At 37.8% G+C, this 24,642-nt stretch carries 28 protein-coding genes; 15 read left to right on the top strand and 13 right to left on the bottom strand.

Annotated features, from left to right (window positions below):
* Positions 1 to 8: 8 nt before the first annotated feature.
* The 4 genes from LQV35_RS00900 to uvrA are packed head-to-tail and all read right to left on the bottom strand — an operon-like array spanning position 9 to position 4,754.
* On the bottom strand, positions 9 to 461 hold the full coding sequence (locus LQV35_RS00900) for a pyrimidine dimer DNA glycosylase/endonuclease V (protein ID WP_230055991.1): 453 nt from the start codon (positions 459 to 461) through the stop codon (positions 9 to 11).
* Complete coding sequence (locus tag LQV35_RS00895) at positions 461 to 1,222, bottom strand: DNA-methyltransferase (RefSeq protein ID WP_230055990.1); 762 nt, start codon at positions 1,220 to 1,222, stop codon at positions 461 to 463. Before LQV35_RS00895 ends, LQV35_RS00900 begins: the two co-directional genes overlap by 1 nt.
* Positions 1,219 to 1,917, bottom strand: coding sequence for a BsaWI family type II restriction enzyme (locus LQV35_RS00890; protein ID WP_230055989.1), 699 nt, complete (start codon positions 1,915 to 1,917; stop codon positions 1,219 to 1,221). The genes LQV35_RS00895 and LQV35_RS00890 overlap by 4 nt, the downstream gene beginning before the upstream one ends.
* Complete coding sequence (gene uvrA / locus LQV35_RS00885) at positions 1,914 to 4,754, bottom strand: excinuclease ABC subunit UvrA (protein WP_230055988.1); 2,841 nt, start codon at positions 4,752 to 4,754, stop codon at positions 1,914 to 1,916. Before uvrA ends, LQV35_RS00890 begins: the two co-directional genes overlap by 4 nt.
* A 139-nt stretch (positions 4,755 to 4,893) precedes the next feature.
* Here uvrA and LQV35_RS00880 point away from each other — a divergent pair, with 139 nt between their 5' ends.
* The 6 genes from LQV35_RS00880 (at position 4,894) to LQV35_RS00855 (ending at position 8,221) form a co-directional block, all read left to right on the top strand.
* A complete protein-coding gene (locus LQV35_RS00880) occupies positions 4,894 to 5,178 on the top strand; it encodes a 4Fe-4S binding protein (RefSeq protein ID WP_230055987.1) in 285 nt (94 codons plus the stop codon).
* Between the two features lie 99 nt (positions 5,179 to 5,277).
* On the top strand, positions 5,278 to 5,691 hold the full coding sequence (gene ndk / locus LQV35_RS00875; protein ID WP_230055986.1) for a nucleoside-diphosphate kinase: 414 nt from the start codon (positions 5,278 to 5,280) through the stop codon (positions 5,689 to 5,691).
* Positions 5,692 to 5,705: 14 nt separating this feature from the next.
* Positions 5,706 to 6,062, top strand: a complete 357-nt coding sequence (locus tag LQV35_RS00870) for a hypothetical protein (RefSeq protein ID WP_230055985.1) — start codon at positions 5,706 to 5,708, stop codon at positions 6,060 to 6,062.
* A gap of 12 nt (positions 6,063 to 6,074) precedes the next feature.
* Entirely contained in the window at positions 6,075 to 6,221 is a 147-nt protein-coding gene (gene rpmF / locus LQV35_RS00865; protein ID WP_212140143.1) for a 50S ribosomal protein L32, read from the top strand.
* A 1-nt stretch (position 6,222) separates the two neighbouring features.
* Positions 6,223 to 7,212, top strand: a complete 990-nt coding sequence (gene plsX / locus LQV35_RS00860) for a phosphate acyltransferase PlsX (RefSeq protein ID WP_230055984.1) — start codon at positions 6,223 to 6,225, stop codon at positions 7,210 to 7,212.
* A gap of 4 nt (positions 7,213 to 7,216) precedes the next feature.
* Positions 7,217 to 8,221 (top strand): beta-ketoacyl-ACP synthase III, encoded by a 1,005-nt coding sequence (locus tag LQV35_RS00855; protein WP_230055983.1) that lies wholly within the window; start codon positions 7,217 to 7,219, stop codon positions 8,219 to 8,221.
* A 76-nt stretch (positions 8,222 to 8,297) separates the two neighbouring features.
* Here the strand turns inward: LQV35_RS00855 and LQV35_RS00850 are convergent, their stop codons facing one another.
* On the bottom strand, positions 8,298 to 9,098 hold the full coding sequence (locus LQV35_RS00850; protein WP_230055982.1) for a M48 family metallopeptidase: 801 nt from the start codon (positions 9,096 to 9,098) through the stop codon (positions 8,298 to 8,300).
* Positions 9,099 to 9,200: 102 nt separating this feature from the next.
* Between LQV35_RS00850 and LQV35_RS00845 the strand changes: the two genes are divergently transcribed.
* From LQV35_RS00845 to LQV35_RS00825, 5 genes are read left to right on the top strand one after another with little or no spacing between them, the layout of a single operon-like run.
* Positions 9,201 to 9,656, top strand: coding sequence for a DUF411 domain-containing protein (locus tag LQV35_RS00845; protein ID WP_230055981.1), 456 nt, complete (start codon positions 9,201 to 9,203; stop codon positions 9,654 to 9,656).
* A gap of 4 nt (positions 9,657 to 9,660) precedes the next feature.
* The gene (locus LQV35_RS00840) at positions 9,661 to 10,458 is read left to right on the top strand and encodes an ABC transporter substrate-binding protein (protein ID WP_230055980.1); all 798 of its coding nucleotides are present in this window, start codon (positions 9,661 to 9,663) and stop codon (positions 10,456 to 10,458) included.
* A 4-nt stretch (positions 10,459 to 10,462) separates the two neighbouring features.
* Positions 10,463 to 11,074, top strand: coding sequence for a riboflavin synthase (locus LQV35_RS00835; RefSeq protein ID WP_230055979.1), 612 nt, complete (start codon positions 10,463 to 10,465; stop codon positions 11,072 to 11,074).
* 2 nt (positions 11,075 to 11,076) lie between these two features.
* The gene (gene pgeF / locus LQV35_RS00830) at positions 11,077 to 11,769 is read left to right on the top strand and encodes a peptidoglycan editing factor PgeF (protein WP_230055978.1); all 693 of its coding nucleotides are present in this window, start codon (positions 11,077 to 11,079) and stop codon (positions 11,767 to 11,769) included.
* 9 nt (positions 11,770 to 11,778) lie between these two features.
* The gene (locus LQV35_RS00825; RefSeq protein ID WP_230055977.1) at positions 11,779 to 11,994 is read left to right on the top strand and encodes an acetyltransferase; all 216 of its coding nucleotides are present in this window, start codon (positions 11,779 to 11,781) and stop codon (positions 11,992 to 11,994) included.
* A gap of 1 nt (position 11,995) precedes the next feature.
* Here the strand turns inward: LQV35_RS00825 and recO are convergent, their stop codons facing one another.
* From recO to LQV35_RS00790, 7 genes are all read right to left on the bottom strand, one after another.
* The gene (recO, locus tag LQV35_RS00820) at positions 11,996 to 12,610 is read right to left on the bottom strand and encodes a recombination protein RecO (protein ID WP_230055976.1); all 615 of its coding nucleotides are present in this window, start codon (positions 12,608 to 12,610) and stop codon (positions 11,996 to 11,998) included.
* A complete protein-coding gene (locus LQV35_RS00815; RefSeq protein WP_230055975.1) occupies positions 12,610 to 13,530 on the bottom strand; it encodes a tRNA dihydrouridine synthase in 921 nt (306 codons plus the stop codon). The genes recO and LQV35_RS00815 overlap by 1 nt, the downstream gene beginning before the upstream one ends.
* Positions 13,527 to 14,528 (bottom strand): LapA family protein, encoded by a 1,002-nt coding sequence (locus LQV35_RS00810; RefSeq protein WP_230055974.1) that lies wholly within the window; start codon positions 14,526 to 14,528, stop codon positions 13,527 to 13,529. The genes LQV35_RS00815 and LQV35_RS00810 overlap by 4 nt, the downstream gene beginning before the upstream one ends.
* A 10-nt stretch (positions 14,529 to 14,538) precedes the next feature.
* Complete coding sequence (gene dksA, locus LQV35_RS00805) at positions 14,539 to 14,895, bottom strand: RNA polymerase-binding protein DksA (protein WP_230055973.1); 357 nt, start codon at positions 14,893 to 14,895, stop codon at positions 14,539 to 14,541.
* An 8-nt stretch (positions 14,896 to 14,903) separates the two neighbouring features.
* The gene (locus tag LQV35_RS00800; protein WP_230055972.1) at positions 14,904 to 15,362 is read right to left on the bottom strand and encodes a 23S rRNA (pseudouridine(1915)-N(3))-methyltransferase RlmH; all 459 of its coding nucleotides are present in this window, start codon (positions 15,360 to 15,362) and stop codon (positions 14,904 to 14,906) included.
* Between the two features lie 9 nt (positions 15,363 to 15,371).
* Positions 15,372 to 16,214 carry an acetyl-CoA carboxylase, carboxyltransferase subunit beta gene (gene accD / locus LQV35_RS00795; RefSeq protein ID WP_230055971.1) on the bottom strand — a complete coding sequence of 281 codons (843 nt, stop codon included), beginning with the start codon at positions 16,212 to 16,214 and terminating at the stop codon, positions 15,372 to 15,374.
* A 127-nt stretch (positions 16,215 to 16,341) separates the two neighbouring features.
* Positions 16,342 to 18,012 carry a 4Fe-4S binding protein gene (locus LQV35_RS00790; RefSeq protein ID WP_230055970.1) on the bottom strand — a complete coding sequence of 557 codons (1,671 nt, stop codon included), beginning with the start codon at positions 18,010 to 18,012 and terminating at the stop codon, positions 16,342 to 16,344.
* Between the two features lie 124 nt (positions 18,013 to 18,136).
* Here LQV35_RS00790 and selA point away from each other — a divergent pair, with 124 nt between their 5' ends.
* The 4 genes from selA (at position 18,137) to nspC (ending at position 23,278) form a co-directional block, all read left to right on the top strand.
* On the top strand, positions 18,137 to 19,474 hold the full coding sequence (gene selA, locus LQV35_RS00785; protein WP_230055969.1) for an L-seryl-tRNA(Sec) selenium transferase: 1,338 nt from the start codon (positions 18,137 to 18,139) through the stop codon (positions 19,472 to 19,474).
* The gene (gene selB, locus LQV35_RS00780; RefSeq protein WP_230055968.1) at positions 19,465 to 21,282 is read left to right on the top strand and encodes a selenocysteine-specific translation elongation factor; all 1,818 of its coding nucleotides are present in this window, start codon (positions 19,465 to 19,467) and stop codon (positions 21,280 to 21,282) included. The genes selA and selB overlap by 10 nt, the downstream gene beginning before the upstream one ends.
* Positions 21,283 to 21,344: 62 nt before the next feature.
* Positions 21,345 to 22,058, top strand: coding sequence for a thioredoxin fold domain-containing protein (locus tag LQV35_RS00775; protein WP_230055967.1), 714 nt, complete (start codon positions 21,345 to 21,347; stop codon positions 22,056 to 22,058).
* Positions 22,059 to 22,144: 86 nt separating this feature from the next.
* The gene (gene nspC / locus LQV35_RS00770) at positions 22,145 to 23,278 is read left to right on the top strand and encodes a carboxynorspermidine decarboxylase (RefSeq protein ID WP_230055966.1); all 1,134 of its coding nucleotides are present in this window, start codon (positions 22,145 to 22,147) and stop codon (positions 23,276 to 23,278) included.
* Positions 23,279 to 23,298: 20 nt separating this feature from the next.
* On the opposite strand, the gene LQV35_RS00765 is transcribed toward nspC, so the two are convergent.
* A complete protein-coding gene (locus tag LQV35_RS00765) occupies positions 23,299 to 24,594 on the bottom strand; it encodes an MFS transporter (RefSeq protein ID WP_230055965.1) in 1,296 nt (431 codons plus the stop codon).
* Positions 24,595 to 24,642 lie beyond the last annotated feature (48 nt).

Genomic DNA, 24,642 nt, shown 5'->3' with positions numbered 1-24,642 from the left:
TCACTGATTTAAATTTTAACCTTCTCCCACGGCTCTATGTCGCCCTGTCTTATTTCAAAAAGACTCATCGCCCTTGGCTGTTTTATACTTTTATTTTGTTTAAATTTTAGCTCATCGCGCGTTTTTAGCTTTGTTTGTAAAAACTCAAACTCATAGCAAATTTGCCCGCTTGTGACTGCTATTTTACCTACACTTGCAAGACTTTTTAGATAGTTTTCATCGCCTATCTTTAAAAGATCAAACTTATACCCTCGCTTTGTGGCTTCTAGCCAAATTTGATATAAATACGCGTCTATGGCTAAAATTGGCTTTTCGTGAGCGTAAAATCTATCAAGCTGCGGATGATTTTTATATCCTTTTGTAAGTCCTAAAATCACATGCTTTGCAAGCAAAGTCTCACGCCAAAGTGCCACCAAACCCTTAGCATCCAAATAAGCAAAATCAACCGACCACAGACGCATTAAAAAAGCCTCTTATCGCTTAAAATTCTCTTTTTTGATAATTCACAATAATTCTCATCAAGCTCTAATCCATAAGCTATACGCCCTAAATTTTGAGCTTCCAATATAGTCGTGCCGCTTCCAGAAAATGGGTCAAGCACAACATCACCAACAAAACTAAAAAGCTTAATACACCTTTTAGGAAGTTCTCTTGGAAATGGAGCGGGATGCCCTATGCGTTTTTTACTCTCGCCGTTAAAACTCCAAAGTCCATTTGTCCAAGCCATAAATTCATCTTTGAGTATATCGCTTTGTCCTCTATTTTTCTTTTTCCATTCATCTTTATAAAAGACCAAAATAAGCTCAACGGGTGCTATTACATACGGAGCAGAAGCCGAAAGCCACGACCCCCACGCTGTCCTACGAGATATATTTCCCTCATTCCAAACAATAGTTGAGTGATATTTAAAGCCAATATTTTTAGCTAAATTCGTAAAATCAGCACCGATTGATTGCTGCCCACCACGATTTTTATCGAGCGGAATGTTTAAGCATAATCTACCGCTTGGTTTTAACCAAAAATAAGCATTTTTTAGCCACTTTTTGCTCCACAATAAATACTCGCTGTAGTCCAAGTTATCATTGTTTGAGCCATATTCTATATCAAGATTATAAGGCGGTGAAGTTACAATTAAATCACAAAAACTTGACTTAAAATTCGACTTTTCAGTAGCATCGCCTTGCTTTAAAAAAACATTATCATCGCTAAAGTAAAAACTCATAGAATACTCTTTAAAACACTAAAAATTTCAGCTATATTTCGAACCTTATCGCTCTCATCAAAATCATCTTTTGCAAGAAAAATTCCATCAAGTTCATACTCCATTACTACTCTCGCCTTTCTTATACCACGAGATGAATTTACAAAGCTTATTTCATCATCGTTATCAGGGGTAAGCATATATATTTTGATATGATTTGTATTTGGGTTTTGACTAAGCTTTAGCTTCCAGTAAGGCGTTTCTGTATAGCGCTCACGAAATGAATTTTTAACAGACAAAATAGCTAAAATTTTAATCTCTTTTTGAAATTTATAGATAATAATGTCACCATCTGGTAAAACGCTATATTCACCAAAATGAACAAGAATTTTACGCTTTACTTCATCAAGCTCTACATTCAGATTGGCTCTTTTTAAAATTTTATCATTTGTTATTTTAAGACTATTTTCATCGCAAAATTTTTGCAAATACAAAATTACAATCTCTTCAAGTGTGCCACCTATTGCCGTAACCCAACTTTGACGAGTTTTTATAACCGCTTCATCGTGGCTGATGCCTGCATTTTCTAAATCACGAGTATTTTCGTTATAATATTTTTCTTTTTCAGCACTAAAAAAATCATTTAATTTATTTATCGCATTTGGCTCATTTTTTATAAAAATTTTAAAATTTTCAAGCAATTTTACCTTTTTCACTTTCTCTCCTTTTTTAATTTGCTATCCACAAGCTCCTCAGCTAAAAATTTCCCCGTATAACTGCCTGTTTTTTTGTGATTTTTAGCTACATCTTTAACCGAGCCTTGCGCGATCACTAGCCCGCCACCAGCTCCGCCCTCAGGCCCCATGTCGATGATATAGTCGCAGTTTTTGATAACATCAAGGTTATGTTCTATCACAAAGACCGAGTTGCCAAGCTCGACTAGATGATGAAGCACGCGCGTTAGCCTATCCACATCGGCAAAATGTAGACCAGTGGTCGGCTCATCGAGGATATATAGCGTATTTCCCGTGTCGCTTCTGCTTAGCTCCTTGGCAAGCTTCACGCGCTGTGCCTCCCCGCCACTTAGCGTCGTGGCGTTTTGCCCAAGTGTCACATATCCTAGCCCCACATCTTGCAGGGTCGTGAGCTTTTGATTTATCTTTGGCACAGCTTTAAAAAACTCCACCGCTTCATCGATACTCATATTTAGCACATCGGCGATTGACTTGCCTTTGTATAAAATTTCAAGCGTTTGTTCGTTGTATCTTGAGCCATGACAAGCGTCACAGACGACCATGACATCGGGCAAAAAGTGCATTTCTATCTTTATCTCGCCCTCTCCTTGGCACTTCTCGCACCGCCCGCCTTTGACATTGAAGCTAAATCGCCCGATTTTATAGCCTCTTAGCTTTGCTTCTTTGGTTTGCGCAAATAAATTTCTTATCTCATCCATCACGCCTGTATAAGTGGCTGGATTTGAGCGCGGGGTGCGACCTATCGGGCTTTGATCAAGATAGATAACCTTATCAAGATTTTCAAGTCCGGCTAAATTTACACCGGCTACTTTTTTTACTTTTTTGGCTCTATTTAGGGCTTCTTGTGCTTCTGGCAAGAGTGTTTGAAGCACGAGCGAGCTTTTGCCAGAGCCTGAAACGCCCGTAATGCCGACTAAATTTCTAAGAGGAAATTTCACGCTTAAATTTTTTATGTTATTGATATTTACATTTGAGATTTCTAGCCATTTTTCTTGGGCTCTGTTTTGCTGATAGTTTATGTTTTTTTTGCCATTTATATACTGAGCCGTTTGAGTTTTGCTTTTTAGTAAGCCCTTTACATCTCCGGCAAATACTATCTCCCCGCCAAATTTCCCAGCCCCAGGACCGATATCTACCACAAAGTCAGCTTGCTCTATCGTCTTTTTATCGTGCTCGACTACGATTACGGAGTTGCCCTTTTGTTGCAGGTTTTGCAATGTTTTTATGAGTTTTAGCGTATCTCTTTCATGAAGTCCGATGCTGGGCTCATCTAGCACATACATGACCCCGCTTAGCCCGCTTCCTATCTGGCTTGCGATACGGATACGTTGAGCCTCTCCGCCGCTTATCGTGCGTGCGTCACGACCCAGCGAGAGATAGCCAAGCCCCACATCATATAAAAAGAAAAGTCGCTCATTTATCTCTTTTAAGATAGGCGAAGCGATTAGCTTGTCTTGCTCGCTTAAATAGGCAAAATTTTCAGCCTCACTAAAAAATGCCGTGACATTTTCGATACTCATATCTAAAATTTCTCCTATGCCAAGCCCTGCGACTTTGACTGCCAAGGACTGCGGTTTTAGACGGTGCCCGCCACACTCTGAGCATTTTTTCTCAGTCATATACTCATCAAAGTCCTTGTAGTCTTTTAAAAGTCCGTGAGAAATTTTTATCACGCCCTCAAATACACGCTCAAGCTTGTGCCTTTTCCAAAAAAACGCGACTGGCTTTACATTGCCATACATCACAAGGCGCCTTTCATCATCATCTAGTTCGTAAAATGGCTTTTTGATATCTATGCCGTTTTGCTCGCAAAATGCAAGGATAAATTTATAATAATAGCTCATATTGTAGCCATAAAGTAGCTTTACGGCGCCATTTTCTATGCTTTTTTCATCATCTATAACCTTGCTTACATCAAGACTATAACGAATGCCAAGCCCATCACAGCTCTCGCATGCGCCTTTCGGGGAGTTAAAGCTAAAAGTGAGTGGCTCAAGCGGAGTGAATGAAATTTTGCAGTCAAAGCACGCCAAATGCTCGCTGTAATGTATAAATTTCTCAGCCACTCCAAGCTCATCAGCGTTTAAAATTTCAACCTCTACCTCACCGTAGCTCTCTTTTAGTGCTTTTTCCACATCTTGGGCTAGGCGTGCCTTGTTATCGGCATTTACAACAAGTCTATCGATGACTACTTTTATCGTGTGTTTTTTGGTTTTTGCTAGCTCTATCTCCTCGTCAAGTCGCACCATCACGCCATCGATTTGAGCTCTGACATAGCCTTTTTGGCGTAAATTTTCTATCAGATCCGCCCAGGTGCCCTTTTTCTCACGAACGAGCGGTGCGTAAAGCACGAGCTTTGCCTCATCTGGGAGCTTTGAAATTTCATTTATGATATCTTGCGCGCTCATTTTTGAGATGGGTTTGCCACACTTATGGCAGTGCTGAGTGCCAACGCGTGCGTAAAGTAGCCTTAGATAGTCATAAATTTCAGTGATAGTGCCTACCGTTGAGCGCGGGTTTTTAGATGTAGTTTTTTGATCTATGGCGATAGCTGGCGTAAGACCATCTATCTTATCGACATCTGGCTTGCCAACTCGGTCTAAAAACTGCCTTGCGTAGCTACTAAGGCTCTCCATATAGCGCCTTTGCCCCTCGGCATATAGCGTGTCAAAAGCTAGCGTGCTCTTGCCACTTCCGCTAAGTCCAGTAAAGACTACGAGCTTGTTTTTTGGGATTTGTAGGTTGATATTTTTTAGGTTATGCTCGCGTGCGCCGGTGATTTTTATGGTGTCGTTCATTTTGGCTTCTTTTTTAAAAATTTAACCAAATATCATAGCTAAAAAGCGGTAAAAATTTTATTAATTAAATAAATTGATTTATATCATTTTTAGGCTTATTTTGATATTCTAACCAGACAAAAATTAGCAAGGAGAAAATATGTCAGTAAAAATAACAGATATTTGCATAAGCTGTGGCTCGTGCATTGATGAGTGCCCAGTTTCAGCTATTGTAGATGATAGCGATAACCCAACTGGCGCAGACGCATACTATGTTTATGCAGATAAATGCGTTGAGTGCGTAGGTCATAACAACGAACCAGCCTGTGCTTCAGCCTGTCCAACTGATGGCTGTATAGTATGGGATGCTCCATACGAGGGTCAGCCGTCTCGTACAGAAATCGGTGCAGAACTAAGAAATGGCTCAACGGCAGTTATTAGCTAAGCCCTAAATTTGGGCTAAATCCAGCCCAAATTTTGATTTTTTAATTTTTTTTGATATAATTGCCAACTTTTAAAAGATTGAGCAATTAAGGAAAAAACTATGCAACAAACACTTTCTATTATTAAGCCAGATGCTGTTAAAAAGGGCGTTATCGGTAAGATTGTCGATAGATTTGAGAGTAACAGACTTAGAGTTGCTGCGATGAAAAAAGTTAGGCTAAGCAAATGCGATGCAAAGGCTTTTTATGCAGTTCATAGCGAAAGACCATTTTTTAATGATTTAGTTGATTTTATGGTTAGCGGACCAGTTGTGGTTATGGTTCTTGAAGGCGAAAATGCAGTTGCTAAAAATCGTGACCTTATGGGTGCAACCAACCCAAAAGAGGCTGCTCCTGGAACTATCAGAGCAGATTTTGCTGATAGCATTGACGCCAATGCAGTGCATGGCAGTGATAGCCTTGAAAATGCTAAAAACGAGATAGCATTTTTCTTTGCTACAAGAGAAATTTGCTAATTTAGGCTAAAATTTTGAAGCTTTCTTTTAACAAAGTCACAAAACAGCCTAGTAACTTTGAACTTTTGAAAGATGGCTTAAATTTTAGTGGTTTTTTGGTTAGTCAAAACCAAAAGATTGTAAAATGTCAAGGTAAAATTTCAGGCTCTACTCCACACTTTTGTGATAGATGCGGAGTTGAAATTTCACTTTTTATAAACCAAGATGTAGACTTGCTACTAAGCGATGGTATTTACAAAGATGTAGATAATGAATTTAGTGATGTGGTCGAGTTTTTTAGTGGTGAAATAGATTTAGATGAAGTTTTTATAAGCGAAGTTGAGGCTTATAAGAGCGATTATTTTTATTGTGAAAATTGTAAAAATTTATAAAAGGAGATCAAAATGGCAGTACCAAAGCGAAGAGTGAGCCACACGCGTGCAGCAAAACGCAGAACACACTATAAAGTAACACTTCCTGTGCCTGTTAAAGACAAAGACGGATCGTGGAAAATGCCACACCGTATTAACAAAACAACTGGCGAATATTAATATGGTTCGCATTGCTATTGATGCTATGGGTGGGGACTTTGGTCCCGAGCCTATTGTAACTGGCGTCATAGAGGCGCTAAAAGAGAGAAAATTTACAGCTCTACTCGTAGGCGATAGCAATGCTATCAAACCCCTTATACCAGAAAATTTACTTAAAAATGTCGAATTTATAGAGGCTAAAGAGGTTGTTTTGATGGGTGATGGTGCTACCGATGCGCTAAAACGCAAGGAAAGCACTATCTATAAGGCGGTTGAATTAGTTAAAGAAAAAAATGCCGATGCCGTTGTTTCAGCTGGTCATAGCGGAGCAACAATGAGTCTTGCAACACTTAGGCTTGGTAGATTAAAAGGTATCGCTCGTCCAGCCATAGCTACACTTATGCCAAACTCAAATGGTACTAGCACACTTGTGCTTGATGTGGGTGCAAATGTTGATTGCAAGGCGGAACATCTGTTTCAGTTTGCCATTATGGGCGAAGCATATGCAAAAGAAATTCTAGGTCGCAAAGCCCCAAAGATAGGGCTTTTATCAAATGGCGAAGAAAAAAGCAAAGGAAATGAAGTAAGCAAAGAGGCTTATGAACTCATCTCAAAACTAAAAAGCTTTAATGGAAATGCCGAGGGTGGGCAGGTTTTTGATGGAAGCGTAGATGTGGTTATTTGTGATGGTTTTATAGGAAATATCCTTTTAAAAACTAGCGAAGGTGTAGCAGAAGCTATCACAAAGATCATAAAAAAAGAGGTTAAGCGCTCCCCTGTTGCAATAGCTGGGTCAGTACTTATGAAAAAGGTATTTTCAACCCTCAAAAAGCAAATAAGCTACGATGAGTATGGCGGTGCACCACTCCTGGGCGTAAATGGCTGCGTTATCATTAGCCATGGCAAGAGTAACGCAAAAGCTATAAAAAATGCCATATTTCAAGCCATAAATTTTGCTGACTCAAAAATAAATAGCGTTATAGAACAAGAGATTTTAAATTTTACAAAGTAAAAAAATGACAAAAGCCTCGCTTATATCTATCGCATCTTATGTTCCAGATGATGTTCTTACAAATTTTGACCTTGAAAAAATGGTTGAAACAAGCGATGAGTGGATAGTAAAACGCACAGGAATTAAAGAGCGTCACATCGCAACAAGCGAAATCACAAGTGATCTTGGCTCAAAAGCTGGGAGACTGGCTATATCTCGAGCAGGACTTCAAGCCTCACAAATAGACGCTATAATATGCGCTACGATAAGCCCCGATCACCTTTGTATGCCATCAACTGCATGTAAGATAGCTTCAAATTTGGGCTTAAATTTTGGCATTACAGCATTTGATATAAGTGCTGCTTGCACAGGCTTTATCTATCTTCTTGAGCTAGCAAAAGCGCTGGTTGAAAGTGGCGCAAAGAAAAATGTATTAATAATTGGGGCAGAAAAGCTTAGTAGCATTGTTAATTATGAAGATAGAGGTACTTGTATACTATTTGGCGATGGTGCTGGTGCGGCGGTTATCAGCGCAAGCAATGAGAATGAAATTTTAGATGTTCATACTGCAAGCGATGGCACACAAGGCGAGCTTTTGATCACTCCAGGATGTGGAAGTGCCTACCCAGCAAATGAAAAAATGCTACATGATAAGCTAAATTTTATCCACATGGCTGGCAACGAAGTATTTAAAATAGCTGTTCAAACGCTAACAAAAAGCGTGATTGAAATTTTAGAGCATAATAATCTAACAAGTCAAGATATTGACTTTTTTATCCCACATCAAGCAAATATCCGTATCATAGAAGCAGTTAAGCAACGCCTTGACTTTAGTGACGAACAATGTGTGTTGACAGTTGCAAAATACGGCAACACAAGCTCAGCATCTATACCTATGGCGCTAAATGATGCCTATGAAGATGGGCGTATAAAAACTGGGTCTGTTTTACTACTTGACGCATTTGGTGGTGGTTTTACTTGGGGGTCTGCTATACTAAAATTTGGTGGCAAAAATTTTAACGAACTTTAAAAATTTAATTTTTAAAAATATATTTTGATTAAATTTTTACCATTATAAGAAAATTTCGCCCACAAGAAGACAAATTCTACCCCTTACTTTTTTCATAAAGTGGCATAACCTTTTTAGCAACCTCTTGTAAATCAGCTATCCTGCTTTCATTTGATGGATGCGTGCTCATAAACTCAGGTACACTTGAGCCACTAACTTGCTTCATCTTAACCCAAACATTTATAGCCTCTCTTGGATCATATCCAGCTCTTGCCATGAGCTCCGTTCCTATGCGGTCAGCTTGTGCTTCATGCTCTCTAGAAAATGGTAGGCTTATGCCGTACTGTGCAAGTTGATTAAGTAGTGAGACACCCTCATTACCTATACCAGTAGCAGCCGCTATCGCAAAAATACCAATACCCTTTACCTGGTCAGCACTCGCTTGCTCACGGCTATGCTCCCTTAACGCATGTGCTATCTCGTGTCCGATAATGGCTGCCAGTTCGCCATCAGTAAGCTTTAAGCGCTCAATTATCCCGCTATAAACTACGATGCGACCGCCTGGCATGCACCAAGCATTTAGGGTATTTTCATTTATGACATTAACTTGCCAGCCCCATTTTAACGCATCTTCCCTAAATACACCAACCTGTTTTATCAGTTTTGCCGATATTGCTTGAACCCGCTTTGTCATCTCTTTATTAACATTTAGTGTACCCTTGCTTTTTGCCCCCATAACAGTTTTGGCATAAGACAGCCTTGCACTTTCATTCATGCTTTCAGATGAAACCAAAAGTAGCTGACGGTTATCAACACCAACAAGCCCACCACTTGTCGTACTCATAAAACAACCTACAAAAAATAGTGCACAGACAGCAAAGAGTAAAAATTTTTTCATATTTTTTCCTAAGAAATTTATATATTTTTTGTATAAGTCTATCATATTAATTTTAAATTTAAATCTATAGTGTATCATCTTTTTAAATTTTAAAGGATGAACATGAAAAATTTCAACAAAATCATAGCCAGTGTTTTGCTACTTAGTGCATCTTGTTTTGCGGCAAATTTAGTCGAGGTTTATAAGTCTCCAAGCTGTGGTTGTTGCAGTAAATGGGAAGAAAAGATGCGTGAAGCTGGCTTTGAGACAAAAACTATCATGAGTGATGAACAGATAAAAGTCAAAGCAAATTTTAGCGTTCCGCTTGAGCTAACAAGCTGCCATACTGGAGTGGTTGAAGGCTATGTTGTTGAAGGTCATGTCCCACCAGCAGAAGTTAAGCGCTTACTTGAGCTAAAGCCAACTGGTGTCGTTGGCATTAGTGTGCCTGGTATGCCTCTTGAAAGCCCTGGGATGGAGCAAGGTAGCACGCCAGAGCAGTATGATGTTGTTTTGTTTAAAAAAGATGGCTCATATGAAATTTTTGCAACCTATATCGGCAGCAAAAAGATAAAGTAGGTCTATGAAAAAAACAGTCATCTTGCTCCTTTGCTTGTTAAATTTTTCCTTCGCAAGGATAATAGCACTTGAACCAAGCGGAGTTGAGATACTCTACTCTCTTGAGGCGCAAGATGAGATAATGGCAATAGCGCCGCTTAGCAACTCCCAAATTTGGCCACATGAAAAGACATCAAAGCTAAAAACGGTAGGTAGCTATATTTCGCCTGATATAGATAAAATTTTAGAGCTTAAACCTAAGCTGGTGCTAACAAATATTTTTCACGAAAATGGACTTTCAGATACTCTAAACTCACTTGGCATAAAAACACTTTTATTAAATGCCAACAGTGTAGATGAAATTTATGAAAATATCAATGCCCTTGCCACCATAACTGAAAAAAAAGAACGCGCAGAAGTTTTGATAGACGAACTTGAGCAAAGTTTTGCGAAATTTAACAATAAGCCATTTGCAGATAAAAAAGTAGCGATAGTTTTTGCGATAAGTCCTATATCGCTACTAAACGAAAATACGCTAGCAGGTGATATTTTAAAACGGCTTGGTTTTAAAAATGTAGCAAATTTTTCAACCCAATCAAATATAAGCATAAGCGATGAACAAATGATAAAGCTCAATCCCGACTTTATCGTCATAATCGATGGCATGGGTGTTTTAGCAGAGGATTTTACACAAAATCAAAATTTTAAAGAGCTAAATGCCGTAAAAAATAGCAAGGTGATTGCCATAAACTCGCCGCTTCTTTTGCGCGCAACACCTCGCATAAAAGTCGCAATAGATGAAATTTACAAAGCTTTAAAGTAACAAAATGTTTAATGGACTAATAAGAGAGCTAGCAACCGTAATAAGTTATACAAATAATACACTAAGACTAAAGGCTAACCATAGGCCAAATTTAGGCGATAGTATTGCAGTAAATGGCGCTTGCCTTAGCGTCACAGAGATCTTTACAGATGGTTTTAGCGTAGAGCTCTCAGCCGAAACTCGCAATAATATCGCAACAGAAAACCTAAAAGGCAAGGTGCATATAGAGCCAGCGATGTGTCTTGGTGATCGCATAGATGGGCATTTAGTGCAAGGCCATATCGATGCTATTGGCAAGATAAAACAGATAAACAGACATGAAAATGGCGTTGATGTTTTAATAGAGTTACCAGATGAAGTGATGGCACTTATGGCAAATAAAGGCAGCGTGTGCATAGATGGCGTAAGTCTTACCATAAATGAGGTTTTTAAAAACACCATTCGGCTAACTATCATACCGATAACTTTTAAAGAGAGTCTTTTTAGAGAGTTTAAAGTCGGAAGGCGAGTAAATGTTGAAAGTGATCTTTTGGCTAGATATGTCGCGCACCAGCTTGGTTTTTCTAAAAAAAATATGAGCTGGGATGAGGCACAGCATATTGCAAGCTTGTATTAACGATGTTTGAGTTTAAGCTTAATGATAAATTTGTCACAGCTGGCTTTAGCGATCGCTTTAATGGAGTAAGCAAGCCGCCTTATCAAAGTCTAAATTTAGGCGATCATGTAGGCGATGATAGTGCAAATGTAGCGCACAATCGCAAAAATTTAGCAAATTTTATCGGAGCAAAAAAGATAAAATTTATGAATCAAACACACTCTGACATAGTAAAAATTATACAACACGAAGACGATGAGCCAAAAGAGTGTGACGGTGTCATCACAAACTTAAAAGGTGTTGCACTTTGCGTCATGGTCGCAGACTGCTCGCCAGTGCTAATATATGACGCCTCCCACCAAGTCATAGCAGCTTTACACGCTGGTAGAGCTGGCGTAATGGCTAAAATTTGCACGAAAGCCGTAACCATGATGCAAAGCGTATTTGGCTCACACCCAAAAGACCTCATCGTTTTTGTTGGACCAAATATCAAAAGTAGCTGCTATGAGATAGGCAAGCTAGACATAGGAGAATTTGAACGCTTTAAAGTTGGTGAAAATTTTGATATGAATGCAGCTTTAAAAGATGAGTTTAGTAAGCTTGATATAAAAAACTTATACTTTGACCCTACCTGCACACACTGCGATAAGCGCTACTTTTCATACCGCAAAGAGGGCATAACTGGACGCTTTGCTGGTGTTATAATGCTAAAATAAAGGCAAAAAATGGGCTATGAAAATTTTAAACATCAAGACTTACGAGCGTTAAAAATAGTAGAAAACGCTAAAAAATTTGGTATTGAAACCCTACAAAATGAAGCATTAGTAAGCCAATTTTTAAAAGCACCAAAACTACATTTAAGTGATGATGAGCGTGCAAATATTGAAGAAATTTTTATGAATTTAATGCAAATCGAACAAGATGTGCAGCTAAGCAAATAGACTAAAAACCTTCAAGCAAAATTTGATAAAGTCGTTCTACATCGATATCATCAAGCCATGTAGTGCTTTTAGTGTTAAATAGTTTTTCTATCTTTTCATGCGAAAAACCAGCTTGGTTCAAGCAGCTATCATGAGCTGGTAAAAAACCGCGCACAAGGCAAATTTCACCGCTTATGCGCTCATCACAGACAAAGCATTCAAGCTCGCTATGAAGCCTGCCTTCATGCTCTAAAATTCTTACATAGCTTTCGATGATTAGGCGTTTTGGGTTTTGTTTTTCAAATTTTTGAGCACAGTTTTCAAGCTGGGCAAAATAAACACTCTCAACCTCATCTACATCTTTTAGATGAGTAAAAACTAGCCGCATAAACTGCTGCCAGATAAGAAGTCGCTCGCGATTAAGCTGCCAGATAAAGCCAAGATGTATGACATTTCTAAGATGTGGCAGAAATTTTATATTTTCAACAAGTTCAAAGTCGATCTTATGTCCAAGCATTATATTTGGGTGTCTTGCACCATAAAATCTATAGCTTTTTACAAGATATTCTTGCGTCAAAATAAAGACAAGCAGATCCTCGTCTTTAACTTTTTGTGTATGTAAAATATAGCCTTGCATTAAGCAAAAAATACAGAAATTTTCTCTCGCATTAGCGATATGTCGGTTATGCGATTAATCTCATCACGAAAGCTACTAGCCTCGCTCATACCCTTGCTATACTGGTGTAAATGTTTGCGAAAGATATAAGCGCCCTGCGTGCCATAGTGCTCTATCATCGCGTCAAAATGAGCCAAGATGATCTCTTTTTTTAGCTCACTACTTACACTCTTGCCACTTTTTATCTCGCTAAATATCCAAGGCTTGCCAATACTTGCTCGACCTATCATTAGTGCGTCTGCACCAGTTTTAGCTAGCGCATCCGCCGCATTTGTGGCATCTATATCGCCGTTTGCGATTAGTGGAATTTTTATGGCATCTTTTGCTGCTTTTATCGCCGAATAATCAACATCAGCACTATATCCTCCAGCTCTAGTTCGTCCATGTACAGCTATATAATCAACCCCAGCCTCTTCGCAAGCCTTGGCGATAGCCTCTGGGATCTTTTCATCAAAACCAAGCCTTACTTTGGCACTTAGTAGTTTTTTGTTTGAAGTTTTTTTTATAGTTTCAAGTAAAATTTTAAGCAGATCAAGATCTTTTAAGAGTGCAGAGCCAGAGCATTGGCGAACAACTTTTGGAACTGGGCAACCACAGTTTAGATCTATGCCATCTATACCATCAAATTTATTTATGATACCAACTGCTTTTTTGATATTTTCTTTATCATTACCAGCGATTTGAACTATATAAGGTGTCTCATTTGGGGATTTTTTAAGCATATCAATACTTTTAGCACTATCATAAACAAGCGCATTTGCGCTTATCATCTCGCTCACACTTACATCGCAACCAAAACGCTTAACAACACTTCTTAATGGCAGGTCAGAAAAACCTGCCAAAGGGGCAAGAAATAGAGGTTTTTTACTAAAGTCTATCATTTAAAAAAGAGCGAACTAGGGACACTTTTGCCATTTTCACGCAGATAAAGCAGGGTTTTTATCTCGACAAACTCATCAACATCGCTATTTGCGATAGCCTCCCTAACATCATCAAGCATAACAAGCTCATAAAGCGCGTATATATAGGCTTCATCAGCGTCTGCGTGAGAATTTCTAAGTTTTTCAAATATCGCTTTATAAGTATCTGGCTTGAGTTTATCTTTTAACATGATAGCAGCACACAAATACTGCTCACGACTTATCTTATCATCATCTAAAAGTTCAAAAATTTCATCATAATTTATGCTTATACTGTCATTTTTATAGCGTTCAAGCAAGCCCATAACCTCATCTGAACTAAGTGTACCTGCGTAGCGTTTTATGTCAGCAAATTCTGCCTTAGCCAAAAGTTTAAGTCTAGCACACTCTTTTAAGCTTTCATGCGCCATAGCATCTTTTAAGATCTCTATGTAGTAGTTTGGCTGTGTATTTATCTTATTTTTTTCATTTTGCAAAAATAAAGCATTATCCTTTGGAAGTTTAAATTTCTTTAGATCTACAACATTACCATTTTTAACGCTATTTACCACATTTACAACATTTGCAATATCTTCATCACCTATGCTTATATCTTTATATAGTCCCCAAGGTGATAGTATGCGAGTAGCTGCAGCTGGGGTTTTGAAAATATCAGTTTTAAACTCTTTGTTACTTGCAAGACCAAGAAAGATCTCCTTTAACATGTCCTTATAAAGCGACCTATCGCGTTTTATGTCTCGCTTATATTTATAAACTCCAAGGCTATGAAAAAAGATATGAAGTATCGCCAGTATAGCAAATACCGCAACTGGGATAGCAAACCAAACGGCAAGTGGTAAATTTATCTCATAACCAAGCAAATTTAACGAGTATGAGCCCGCATCTGTTATCATAAATGCACAAAATGCAACAATAGCAACATATATAATAGAATAGATAACAAACCGTCTAGTTTTCATACTTTCTCCTTTAATTTTTTGCTGTTTTTTCGACTATCTCACGACAAGTTATGCAGTATCTTGCATGTGGCTTGGCTTTTAGGCGCGCAGGGGCTATATCCTCTTCACACATCTCGCAAATTCCATAAGTTTTGTTTGATATTTTTACCAAAGAACGCTCTATCTCAGATAGCTCATTTTGCTGCTGCACACTTATAGACTGCTCTATAAGTTGATCAGCATTTATGCTTGCTATGTCTATCTCATCGCTTGCGCCACTATCCCTAAGCCCACTAACTTCGTTTGCTGAGTCTAAAATATTTTTTTTAATCTGAATTTTTCGCTCCTCAAGAAGCTTTTTAAAAAATTCCAAGTCGTTATTTGTCATCAATTTCCTTATTTGTGATATGGGTGGCCTGCATTTATGCAAAGACCTCTAAAAATTTGTTCAAAAAGCACAAGTTTTGCTATCTTATGAGCCATGGTTAGAGCGCTCAAACTTACAAGCTTGTCTGCCTTTTTTTTAAAATTTTCACTTAATCCATAAGCTCCGCCTATGAAAAAATTTATATTTGCATTTTTACGAAAAAGCTCAGCAAATTCTTTACTATCAAGTGCCTTACCGCACTCATCAAGCACGATATTATAGCCATTTTTCATCTTTGGCTCATAAATCTCATCATACGCCCTAAGCGCTTCATCTTTACTTGCACTTTGGGCTTTTGCTATCTTGTCATTAAATATTGTATTATCCGTGATGTTAGCAAATTTTAGTGACATCTTTGTATAGCTTTTTATCTCATTTTCAAAGCTATCTACTGATGATTTTTGTATGCTAAAGACATTTATATTCAAGCCACTACCTTAGTTATTCATAAAAATTTTAAGTGTATCGCTGATAAATTTTTTATGCTCATTGCGTGGCACAATCGCATCTATAAGCCCATGCTCTAGCAAAAACTCAGCCTTTTGAAATCCCTCTGGCAAGTCTGCGCCAATAGTTTGTTTTATAACTCTCTGACCAGCAAAACCGATAAGTGCTCCAGGTTCGGCAATGATTAAGTCGCCAAGCCATGCAAAACTAGCACTTACGCCACCCATCGTTGGGTCAGTAAGCACTGAAATGTATGGGAGTTTAGCCTCCGCTAACATCTTTAATGCTGCTGAAGTTTTTGACATTTGCATAAGAGAAAATGTGCTTTCTTGCATTCTCGCACCACCAGAAGCACTCACGATAACAACTGCTTGTTGTTTTTCTATAGCTCGTTTTATCGCACGAACTATCTTTTCGCCCTCTACTGACGCTAACGAACCGCCCATAAAGCCAAAGTCAAAGACCACTAGCTGTATCTGCACTCCATCACAAGTTGCCTCTCCGCACACCACAGCACTCGTTCTGCCAGTTTTTTCTTCGCTTTCAGATATTCGTTTTTTATATGATTTTTTATCCACAAATTTTAAAGGATCGACTGGCTTTAGCTTTGCATCATACTCAACAAAACTACCTTCATCGCAAAGCATCGCAATACGGTCATGTGGCTTTAAGCGCATGTGGTAAGCGCATTTTGGACAGACATTAAAATTCGCCTCAACCTCTTTGTAGTACATCAAAGAGTGGCAACTATCACACTTCACCCAGTGTGCCGGCGCCTCATTTGGTGCTGGCTGACTCTTTCTTATCTTGGAAAATATATCAATAAAACTCATTTTTCTGCCTATCTTTCTAAGAAAATTGGCTGATTATACCTAAAAGTTGCTTGATTTTTCTTATAATAAGGAAATTTGTAGTGAAAAATTTAGGGTAAATTTAGAAATTTACCCCTTATTTATAGTCTTAATCGTAGAATTTTTCGCTTTGCTGGGCCGCTATCTGAGCTTTTATCATAACTTTTGCTTTACAGTCAGAGCAACAATAAAGCGTTTTTATCTTATCTGGCTGGTTTGCAAAGCGTGGTAGCATAAGCGTTGCTATCTTTTCAACCGCTTTTTTGGTTGCAAATTCTTTACCGCACTCAACGCACTTAAAAAGCTCATCTTTAGCAAGCTCATTATATGTAAAATACTCTGGTTTTAGCTCTATTTTACCTCTGGTTAGTTTTATCGTGTCCTTTTCGGCACAGCTTAACTCGCAGTATCCGCACGCCGTACAAACACTTGGGTTAAATTTGATAGAGTTATCGCTCTTATCAGCAACAAGAGCACTTACATTACAAGCACCAACACAGCTTAGACAAAGAGTACAGGTGTCTTGATTTATCTCCACTTTGCCATATTCTATCGCACCATCTGCATAAACTACGCCTAAATTTTCATCTCCAACCAAATAGCTAAGGCGTTTTGCAAAAACCTCTCGTTTTGGTAAAGCGTACGAGCTAGTTGTTTTTTGTGAACCATCGATAAGTTTTGCTTTATTTAGCATATCTTTAAGCTCACTTTCATTTTTTGCTACAAAAATGGCTGTTTTGTTAAATTTTAACTCATAAATTTGATTTAGCATATCTATGGCTGAGCTCATCGCTCTAGAGCGTTTTGCTGGATATATAACAAGACTTGAGCCGCTCTCTTGTAGTAGTGATATAAGGTGCGTTTCATTTAGAAATTTTTCACTTCTTACAGCAAATGGCAAGACATTTTCTGGTAGCTCAATATTTAAGTTTTCAAGCTCATCAGTTAGCAAAACAAGTGGGATTTTGTCTTTATAAAGCTTGGCATTTGCATAAAAGCTCTCACGAGGCATTAGAGAACTATCAAGAGCACCACTAGGACAAACACTTATGCATTCGCCACAGTTTATGCAATCTATATGAGAAAATATAAGATGTTTTGTCTCGTCCTCTTTTAGTATCGCAACAGTTGGACAAACCTCGCTACATTTAGCACAAATTTCATGTCTTCTTTCGTGATACTGGCAAATACTACTATCATAAGTCGTGAAACTTTTATATGCGTAAGTTGGCGAGCTGGCATTTAAAAGTGTCAAAATTTCTTCATCGCTCTTACCAAAAATCTCAATACAGCCACTTTGTCTAAGCATATAATCACGCGCATTTTCAACAAGCACAAAGTCTGCATCTACCTCAAACTCGCCCTGCTCATTTAGCACTATAACGCTTAGCTCACCGACCGCGCCATAAAGAAATTTTATCTCAAAATGACTAAGCTCAATAACCTTAAACCCACCATCTTTTAGACTTTGTGCTAGCTCTGCACGACCGCCGTTACTTATGATAACTACATTTTTTCCGACATTTTTTTGATAATCAATGTCCTTTGCGCTATCAAAAACATTTGCACGAGCCTCGTATAGCAAAAGTGCATTTTTTGACTTTTCTAAAACGCTATCTTTTGAGTTTTTAAGATAAAAACTTATCTCAGGAGCATAAATTTCAGCTTTTAGTTTTCGTGAGTTTGCTACTAAAAACTCAGCATTTTCATCGCTTGAAATTTCTATTTGTTCATTTAGCATAACTCCGCCAACATCATCATAAAAACCAAATTCTTTCATAGTTTTCCTTTAAACAATTCTCATGCAACATATTACTCTTATACACTTTAAATCATAATTAAGTGTGAAATTTAATTTTCATGCTAAAATAACGCCTAGTAAAACAAAATTACTTGGAGGAAAAATGAGCTTTCAAAATCTCCCGCAAGTGGATAAAATTTTAAACCTCGAGTGCTTTGCTAATGAGCTAAAACCCGTTATAGCAAATATCGCAAGAGAAATTTTAAACACTGAGCGAAACAAGATAAAACAAGGGCTATCTAGTAAAAACTCGGATGAGATTATCTCTGAAATTTGCCAAAGTTACGAGAATTTTAAGGCAAAAGAGCTAAAAAGAGTGATAAATGCAACTGGTGTCGTCATGCACACAAATCTGGCTCGTAGCGTGATAGATGAGCAAATTTTAAACCGAGCCAAAGAGATTATAACTTCATATTCAACACTTGAATATAACTTAAAAGATGGTAAACGCGGCAACAGATACGAGTATGTAGGCACACTACTTGCCGCACTTTTTGGCTGCGAGGATGCACTGGTGGTAAATAATAACGCAAGTGCTGTTTTTTTAATGCTAAACACCTTTGCAAAAGGCGGCGAAACGGTAGTTAGTAGGGGCGAGCTGGTTGAGATAGGCGGAAGTTTTCGGGTGCCTGATGTTATGAGTGCTTCTGGCACAATCTTGCGTGAAGTAGGCACTACGAACAAAACACATCTTTATGACTATGAAAATGCCATAAACGAAAACACAAAGATGCTTTTAAAAGTACATCGCTCAAATTTTGACATCGTGGGCTTTTGCGAAAGCGTTGATACAGCTGAGCTATCATCGCTAGCCAAGGAGCGAAATTTGATTGATTATTACGATCTTGGTAGCGGATATGTTGGTGAACTGGCACATAAGCTTGGAAAAGATGAGCCAAGCATTGCTAAAATAATGCAAAGTGGCGTAAGTCTTATGAGTTTTAGTGGCGACAAGCTTTTTGGTAGCGTACAATCTGGTATCATTCTTGGTAAGCGTGAGCTCATCGCAAAACTACGAAAAAACCAGCTGCTTCGTATGTTGCGCGTCGATAAGATAACCATCGCGGTACTATGCGAAAGCATAAAAGCTTATTTAAATAAAGAATTTGAGCTTTTAAGCACACCAAAACATATAAATAAAAGCGTTGCCGAGCTTGAAAATTTAGCAAATTTTATCAACAAAAGGCTAAAAAAATCACTTGAAATTTATCAAACACAAACATTTGTTGGAGGTGGCAGCTTACCAAATAAAACCTACCCAAGTCTTGCGTTAAAAATAAAAGGCGACGCCATTACAAATGAAGAGTTGTACAGAAAAAATGGCGTTATAGGACGGATAGAAAATGGTGCTTTTTTGCTTGACTTAAGAAGCATTTTAGACAAAGATATAGAAATTTTAATAGAAAAAATAGATCAGATCGAGAGTGAAAAATGGGTTTAATAATCGGCACAGCAGGTCATATCGACCACGGTAAAACAGCGCTTATTAAAGCACTAAACGGCTTTGAAGGCGATAGAATGGAGCAAGAAAAAGAGCGTGGTATAACTATTGACCTTAGCTTTTCAAATTTGCAAAGAGGTCATGAAAATATAGCTTTTATAGATGTTCCAGGTCATGAAAATTTGGTTAAAACAATGATTTCAGGGGCGTTTGGCTTTGATGCTTGTATGTTAGTCGTGGCTGCAAATGATGGTATCATGCCTCAAACAAAAGAGCATATAAGCGTCTTAAGCTTACTTGATGCAAAAAGTATAATCTTAGTCATCTCAAAATCTGACTTAGTTGATAAAAGTCACCTAAAACAAGTCGAGCAAGAACTACTTGAATATATCAAAAATTTTAAAAATTTAGATGTTTTACAGAGCTTTTTTGTAAGCATAAAAGATGATGAGAGTATAGTAAATCTTAGAGATTATCTTTTTACACTACGACCTAAAAAACGCGATGATGATGGAATCTTTCGCTACTACATTGATAGAGCTTTTAGCGTAAAAGGTATCGGCGTAGTTGTGACTGGTTCGGTTTTAAGCGGAAGTGTAAAGATAGGCGAAAAACTCTTTAACTATGACATCGCAAAAGAGGTTGGTGTACGAAATATACAAACCCACGATGCTGATGCAAAAAGCGCTGGCACAAGCTCGCGTGTGGCTTTAAATTTAACAGGAGTTGAGCTAAGCGAGTTAAAAAAAGGACAGCTACTTAGCAAAAAAGGGTTTTTCCGTGGCTTTCGTGAAGCTGATACTGTAGTATTTTCTAGCATATTAACACATAATCAAAGCGTGACATTTTGTGTAGGCGCAAAACAAATAGCAGCAAAAGCCATAGTTTTAAGCGAACAAAATGAGAGCAAATTTGTAACATTTAAATTTGAAAAAGATATGTTTTTAAAATTTAATGAGCCATTTGTGCTTATAGCAAATGGTAGAGTTATAGGTGGCGGACGAGTGTTAAATCCTATAAGCGAACCACTAAAAAAACAGAGCAAAATAAGCTTTTTAAATGCACTAAACCATAGCGACTTCAAAAGTGTTTTTGAAATTTTGAAAGATACTCATAAAAATGGCTTTGGACTTATAAGCTCGGTTCAGCGCTTTGATCTAGCCCATGAAAAGGCGCTAGAAGTAGCAAAAAGTCTATCAAATGTCTTTGTTGATGACACAGCGCTTAATGTATATGATCAAAGTGCGCTGGCTAGAATAAAAGAATTTGTCAAATTTATGCTTGAAAAGAATAAATTTGCCATATTTTCAGCAAGCTCTATAAGCCTTAAACTTACCTGGGCTAGTCAGAATTTAGTCCAAAAAGCCATTGATGAGCTTGAAACAAGTGGTATCATAAGCAAAAAAGAGGGCGTTTATACAAAAACTGGTATTGCCCTAAGCGAGCTAAAAGTAAGACTAGAAGATGAAATTTATAAAATTCTAGACACTGCAAATCTAGCCCCAGACGCACCGTATAACATCTATGATGAACTTGAGATAGACCGTGCTAGCGGTGATAATGCACTAAAAAAGCTAACGGCACAAGGTCGTGTGATAAGGCTTGCTCATAATCTTTTCATAACATCAAAAGCCCTAAATGAAGCACTTAGCAAGCTAAAAGAGCTCATAAAAACACAAGGGGCGGTAAATGTGCATAACGCAAAAGACGCGCTAGGACTTAGCAGAAAGTACATCATCGCCTATCTTGAGCGACTTGACCTTGACACAAATATAATAAAAGATGGTCTTGATAGAAAATTTAAATAAGCATTAAAGCGGCGTTTAAACTTAGCCGTTATAATCAGCGAAAATTTTTAAAAAGGTAAAAAATGAAAAAAATTCTACTCCTAAGTGCAGTTGCTGCAAGCTCGCTATTTGCCTTAACAAATGAGCAAATTTTAGACTTTTATAAGCAAATTGTCCCTTCAAATGTCAAAATAGAGGTTGCATCAAGACAAAAAGTTGAAAACAACACAGCATACGAAGCTGTGATACTAAAGGTAACAGAGGGTGATCAAAGCAACGATATGGTTGTTTTTACACGCGACGATCTTATATTTAACGATATTTTAGACCTAAAAAATATGACAAATTACAAACAAGTTATACTTGATAAAATGCTAGCCAGCAAGCTAAAAGATGTCTATAAAAAAGAGGATAAAAAATATATCATTAGCCTTGGCGATGACGCAAAAAAGCCAACAACTGTTATATTTACCGATCCTGAATGCCCTTACTGTAGACTTGAGCTAGCAAATATAGAAAAAAGGCTAGTAAATGAAAATGTCAAGATGATACTTACGCCAGTTCATGATAAAAGTGCACTTGAAAAATCACATCTTATCTATAAGGAGATCGCTTCAGCAAAATCAGATAGCGAAAAGGTAAAGATAATGCGTAAATACTACGACCAAAATGCCGTAGTTCCTGAAAAGTCAGTATCTGAAGCAGAGGTTAAAAAGATGGATGATTTACGCAAAAAATATTTTAACGCAGGTGTAAATAGCGTACCAAAAATCATCAGCGAAGATAGTTTAAAATAACCACAAAATGGGCTCAACCGAGCCCTACTTCTTAAAATTTTATCATTTTTTTGTATAATTACTCCAAATTTTCATAAGGAAAAAAGATGAAAGACAGCGAGATAAAAACCCCAGCCTATGTATGTGAAGAGGCAAAAGTAAGAAAAAATTTAGAACTTTTAAAATATGTTAAAGATGAAAGTAAGGCAGAAATTTTAGTTGCACTAAAAGGTTTTGCGTTTAGTGGCGTGATGGGTCTTGTTAGTAAATATCTTGACGGTGCAACTTGTAGCGGCTTACATGAAGCAAAATTTGCAGCAAAGCACCTAAACGGCGAAGTTTGTACATATTCACCTGCATACAAAGATGATGAGATAGATGAAGTTTTAGAAATTTCAAGCCATGTTATCTTTAATAGCTTTAATCAGTGGGAAAAATTTAAAGAAAAGGCGCTGAAAAGTGGCGTATCTTGCGGTCTAAGGGTCAATCCCGAAATTTCAGTCTCACCAGTTGAAGCCTATAATCCATGTGGTCGTTTTAGCCGACTAGGTATCACAAAAGCAAACTTTCGCCCAGACTTACTTGATGGTATAAAAGGTCTTCATTTTCACGCACTTTGTGAAGAGAGCGCGCAGAGTTTAGAGCTAGTTTTAGCAGAATTTGAGAAAAAATTTGGCGAGTTTATCCCGCAAATGGAGTGGATAAATTTTGGAGGTGGTCATCACATCACAAAAGAGGGTTATGATGTAAATCTTCTTATAAAACTTATAAAAAATTTCCGAGAAAAATACGGCGTAAAAGTATTTCTTGAGCCGGGAGAGGCTGTTGGTTGGCAGACTGGCTACTTAGTTGGTAGTGTACTTGACATAGTTAAAAATGAAAAAAACATCGCCATACTTGATGTCTCAGCCGAAGCACACATGCCAGACACCGTGCTGATGCCATACAGACCAGCAGTGCGTGGCGAGAGTAAAAATGGAAAATTTGAGTATCTTTTTGGCGGTAGCACCTGCTTGGCTGGAGATATAGTGGGGCTTGAAGCTGGCGATAGTGTGTATAAATTTGATAGCGAGTTAAAGATTGGTGATAGGGTCATATTTGAAGATCAAATCCACTACACTATCGTAAAAAATACAACTTTTAATGGAGTCAAACTACCAGATTTAGTCCTTTTAAAAGAAAATGGCGAGACAGTCATGGTACGTGAATTTGGGTTTGATGAGTTTGAAAGAAGAAACTAAAAGCACGATATTTTGTGCTTTTAGCTCTTTAAAATTTCCTTTATCTTATCTTCACTTATAAGGGTTGAGTCAAATTTCACGACTGCACCCTTTGCATTTTGCGTCCTATCAAAAATACCCCTAATGCCATCAAGTGCACTTAGATCTATATCATTTTCAAAATACAAATTTTTAAACACTCTTGGATCTTTTAATCTAGCAAGACCAAAGAGCCATATAACGCACAAAACAACACATATAACAGCTAGCTCAAACATACTTTTAGTATGAAGTATGTAACCACCAAAAACCCCGCCTATAAAGCTACCAAAGTAGCCAAATGCGTTAAAGACGCCAAGAGCCGCACCCTTTTGTTTTGCTTTTACAAATTTTGTCGCACAGCTTTGCATAATGGGCTCATGTAGATTAAATCCAACAAAAAATACAACAACACCAACCACAAAGATAAATACCGAATTTGAAGCAGCAAAGAGCGAGTATGCAGCCACAAAAAGCACTACACCAACTAGCAAGATAGCCTTACTAAGTCCCTTGCCATCACCCAAAAATCCTCCAAGCCCCATCGCTATAAACCCAAAAACCGTACTTGTAGCATAGACTTTCCAAAGTTCTGCCTGAGCATATCCAAGCTCATTTACCAAGATGATAGGGATAGCCAAAAAAGCGATACTTGTAAGCATCTTTTGCATTAAATTTGTAAGGCTTATTAGCAAGAAATCCTTTTCAAAGATAAGCTTTAAAAATGGTACTTTTTCTTCAACATGAACGACTTTTACCTCTTTTGGGACAACCGTAAAAAGCAAAATAAGACAAAAGATACTAAGTGCACCACTTAGGTAAAAAAGCCCACTAAGACCCCAGCTTTTACTCAAAACAGGGCTTAAAACCATAGAAAGTGAGAACGCAAGACCTATAAAAGCCCCCATTATAGCCATCGCTTTTGAGCGGTTTTCCTCTTTTGTATAATCACTTATCATAGCCGTTGCTACAGCCCCTATAGCGCCAACACCTTGAAGCAAACGCCCAAATATCATCATGTATATTCCACTAGCCTGAGCACATATAAAACTTCCGATAACAAAAACTATAAGTCCGATACAAAGGGTCTTTTTTCGCCCTATTTTATCAGAAAGCGCACCAAATGGCACCTGAAATATCATCTGTGTTATTGCATAACCACCTATCAAAACCCCCACCAAAAACTCATTTGCCCCATCTAACTTTAATGCATACAAACTAAGAACGGGTAAGACCACAAAAATACCAAAAAATCTATTTCCTATTATAAAACTAAGTGGCAAAACACCTTTTGACATGATTTTCCTTAAAATTTTTCCTAGATTTTAACATAATATTTATAAATT

Source organism: Campylobacter suis, from assembly GCF_905120475.1.
Classification (GTDB): Bacteria; Campylobacterota; Campylobacteria; order Campylobacterales; family Campylobacteraceae; genus Campylobacter_A; species Campylobacter_A suis.
The sequence above is the reverse complement of the archived record's forward strand: the minus strand, read 5'-3'. Positions and strand labels throughout refer to the sequence as shown.

Coding starts and splice junctions, on each gene's coding strand:
- plsX (WP_230055984.1), top strand. CDS start 6,223: ATGGTTCGCATTGCTATTGATGCTATGGGTGGGGACTTTGGTCCCGAG.
- LQV35_RS00845 (WP_230055981.1), top strand. CDS start 9,201: ATGAAAAATTTCAACAAAATCATAGCCAGTGTTTTGCTACTTAGTGCA.
- LQV35_RS00815 (WP_230055975.1), bottom strand. CDS start 13,530: ATGATAGACTTTAGTAAAAAACCTCTATTTCTTGCCCCTTTGGCAGGT.
- LQV35_RS00895 (WP_230055990.1), bottom strand. CDS start 1,222: ATGAGTTTTTACTTTAGCGATGATAATGTTTTTTTAAAGCAAGGCGAT.
- LQV35_RS00880 (WP_230055987.1), top strand. CDS start 4,894: ATGTCAGTAAAAATAACAGATATTTGCATAAGCTGTGGCTCGTGCATT.
- LQV35_RS00835 (WP_230055979.1), top strand. CDS start 10,463: ATGTTTAATGGACTAATAAGAGAGCTAGCAACCGTAATAAGTTATACA.
- LQV35_RS00825 (WP_230055977.1), top strand. CDS start 11,779: ATGGGCTATGAAAATTTTAAACATCAAGACTTACGAGCGTTAAAAATA.
- LQV35_RS00855 (WP_230055983.1), top strand. CDS start 7,217: ATGACAAAAGCCTCGCTTATATCTATCGCATCTTATGTTCCAGATGAT.
- dksA (WP_230055973.1), bottom strand. CDS start 14,895: ATGACAAATAACGACTTGGAATTTTTTAAAAAGCTTCTTGAGGAGCGA.
- ndk (WP_230055986.1), top strand. CDS start 5,278: ATGCAACAAACACTTTCTATTATTAAGCCAGATGCTGTTAAAAAGGGC.
- LQV35_RS00850 (WP_230055982.1), bottom strand. CDS start 9,098: ATGAAAAAATTTTTACTCTTTGCTGTCTGTGCACTATTTTTTGTAGGT.
- pgeF (WP_230055978.1), top strand. CDS start 11,077: ATGTTTGAGTTTAAGCTTAATGATAAATTTGTCACAGCTGGCTTTAGC.
- selA (WP_230055969.1), top strand. CDS start 18,137: ATGAGCTTTCAAAATCTCCCGCAAGTGGATAAAATTTTAAACCTCGAG.
- selB (WP_230055968.1), top strand. CDS start 19,465: ATGGGTTTAATAATCGGCACAGCAGGTCATATCGACCACGGTAAAACA.
- LQV35_RS00765 (WP_230055965.1), bottom strand. CDS start 24,594: ATGTCAAAAGGTGTTTTGCCACTTAGTTTTATAATAGGAAATAGATTT.
- rpmF (WP_212140143.1), top strand. CDS start 6,075: ATGGCAGTACCAAAGCGAAGAGTGAGCCACACGCGTGCAGCAAAACGC.
- uvrA (WP_230055988.1), bottom strand. CDS start 4,754: ATGAACGACACCATAAAAATCACCGGCGCACGCGAGCATAACCTAAAA.
- LQV35_RS00810 (WP_230055974.1), bottom strand. CDS start 14,528: ATGAAAACTAGACGGTTTGTTATCTATTCTATTATATATGTTGCTATT.
- nspC (WP_230055966.1), top strand. CDS start 22,145: ATGAAAGACAGCGAGATAAAAACCCCAGCCTATGTATGTGAAGAGGCA.
- LQV35_RS00840 (WP_230055980.1), top strand. CDS start 9,661: ATGAAAAAAACAGTCATCTTGCTCCTTTGCTTGTTAAATTTTTCCTTC.
- LQV35_RS00790 (WP_230055970.1), bottom strand. CDS start 18,012: ATGAAAGAATTTGGTTTTTATGATGATGTTGGCGGAGTTATGCTAAAT.
- LQV35_RS00775 (WP_230055967.1), top strand. CDS start 21,345: ATGAAAAAAATTCTACTCCTAAGTGCAGTTGCTGCAAGCTCGCTATTT.
- LQV35_RS00900 (WP_230055991.1), bottom strand. CDS start 461: ATGCGTCTGTGGTCGGTTGATTTTGCTTATTTGGATGCTAAGGGTTTG.
- accD (WP_230055971.1), bottom strand. CDS start 16,214: ATGAGTTTTATTGATATATTTTCCAAGATAAGAAAGAGTCAGCCAGCA.
- recO (WP_230055976.1), bottom strand. CDS start 12,610: ATGCAAGGCTATATTTTACATACACAAAAAGTTAAAGACGAGGATCTG.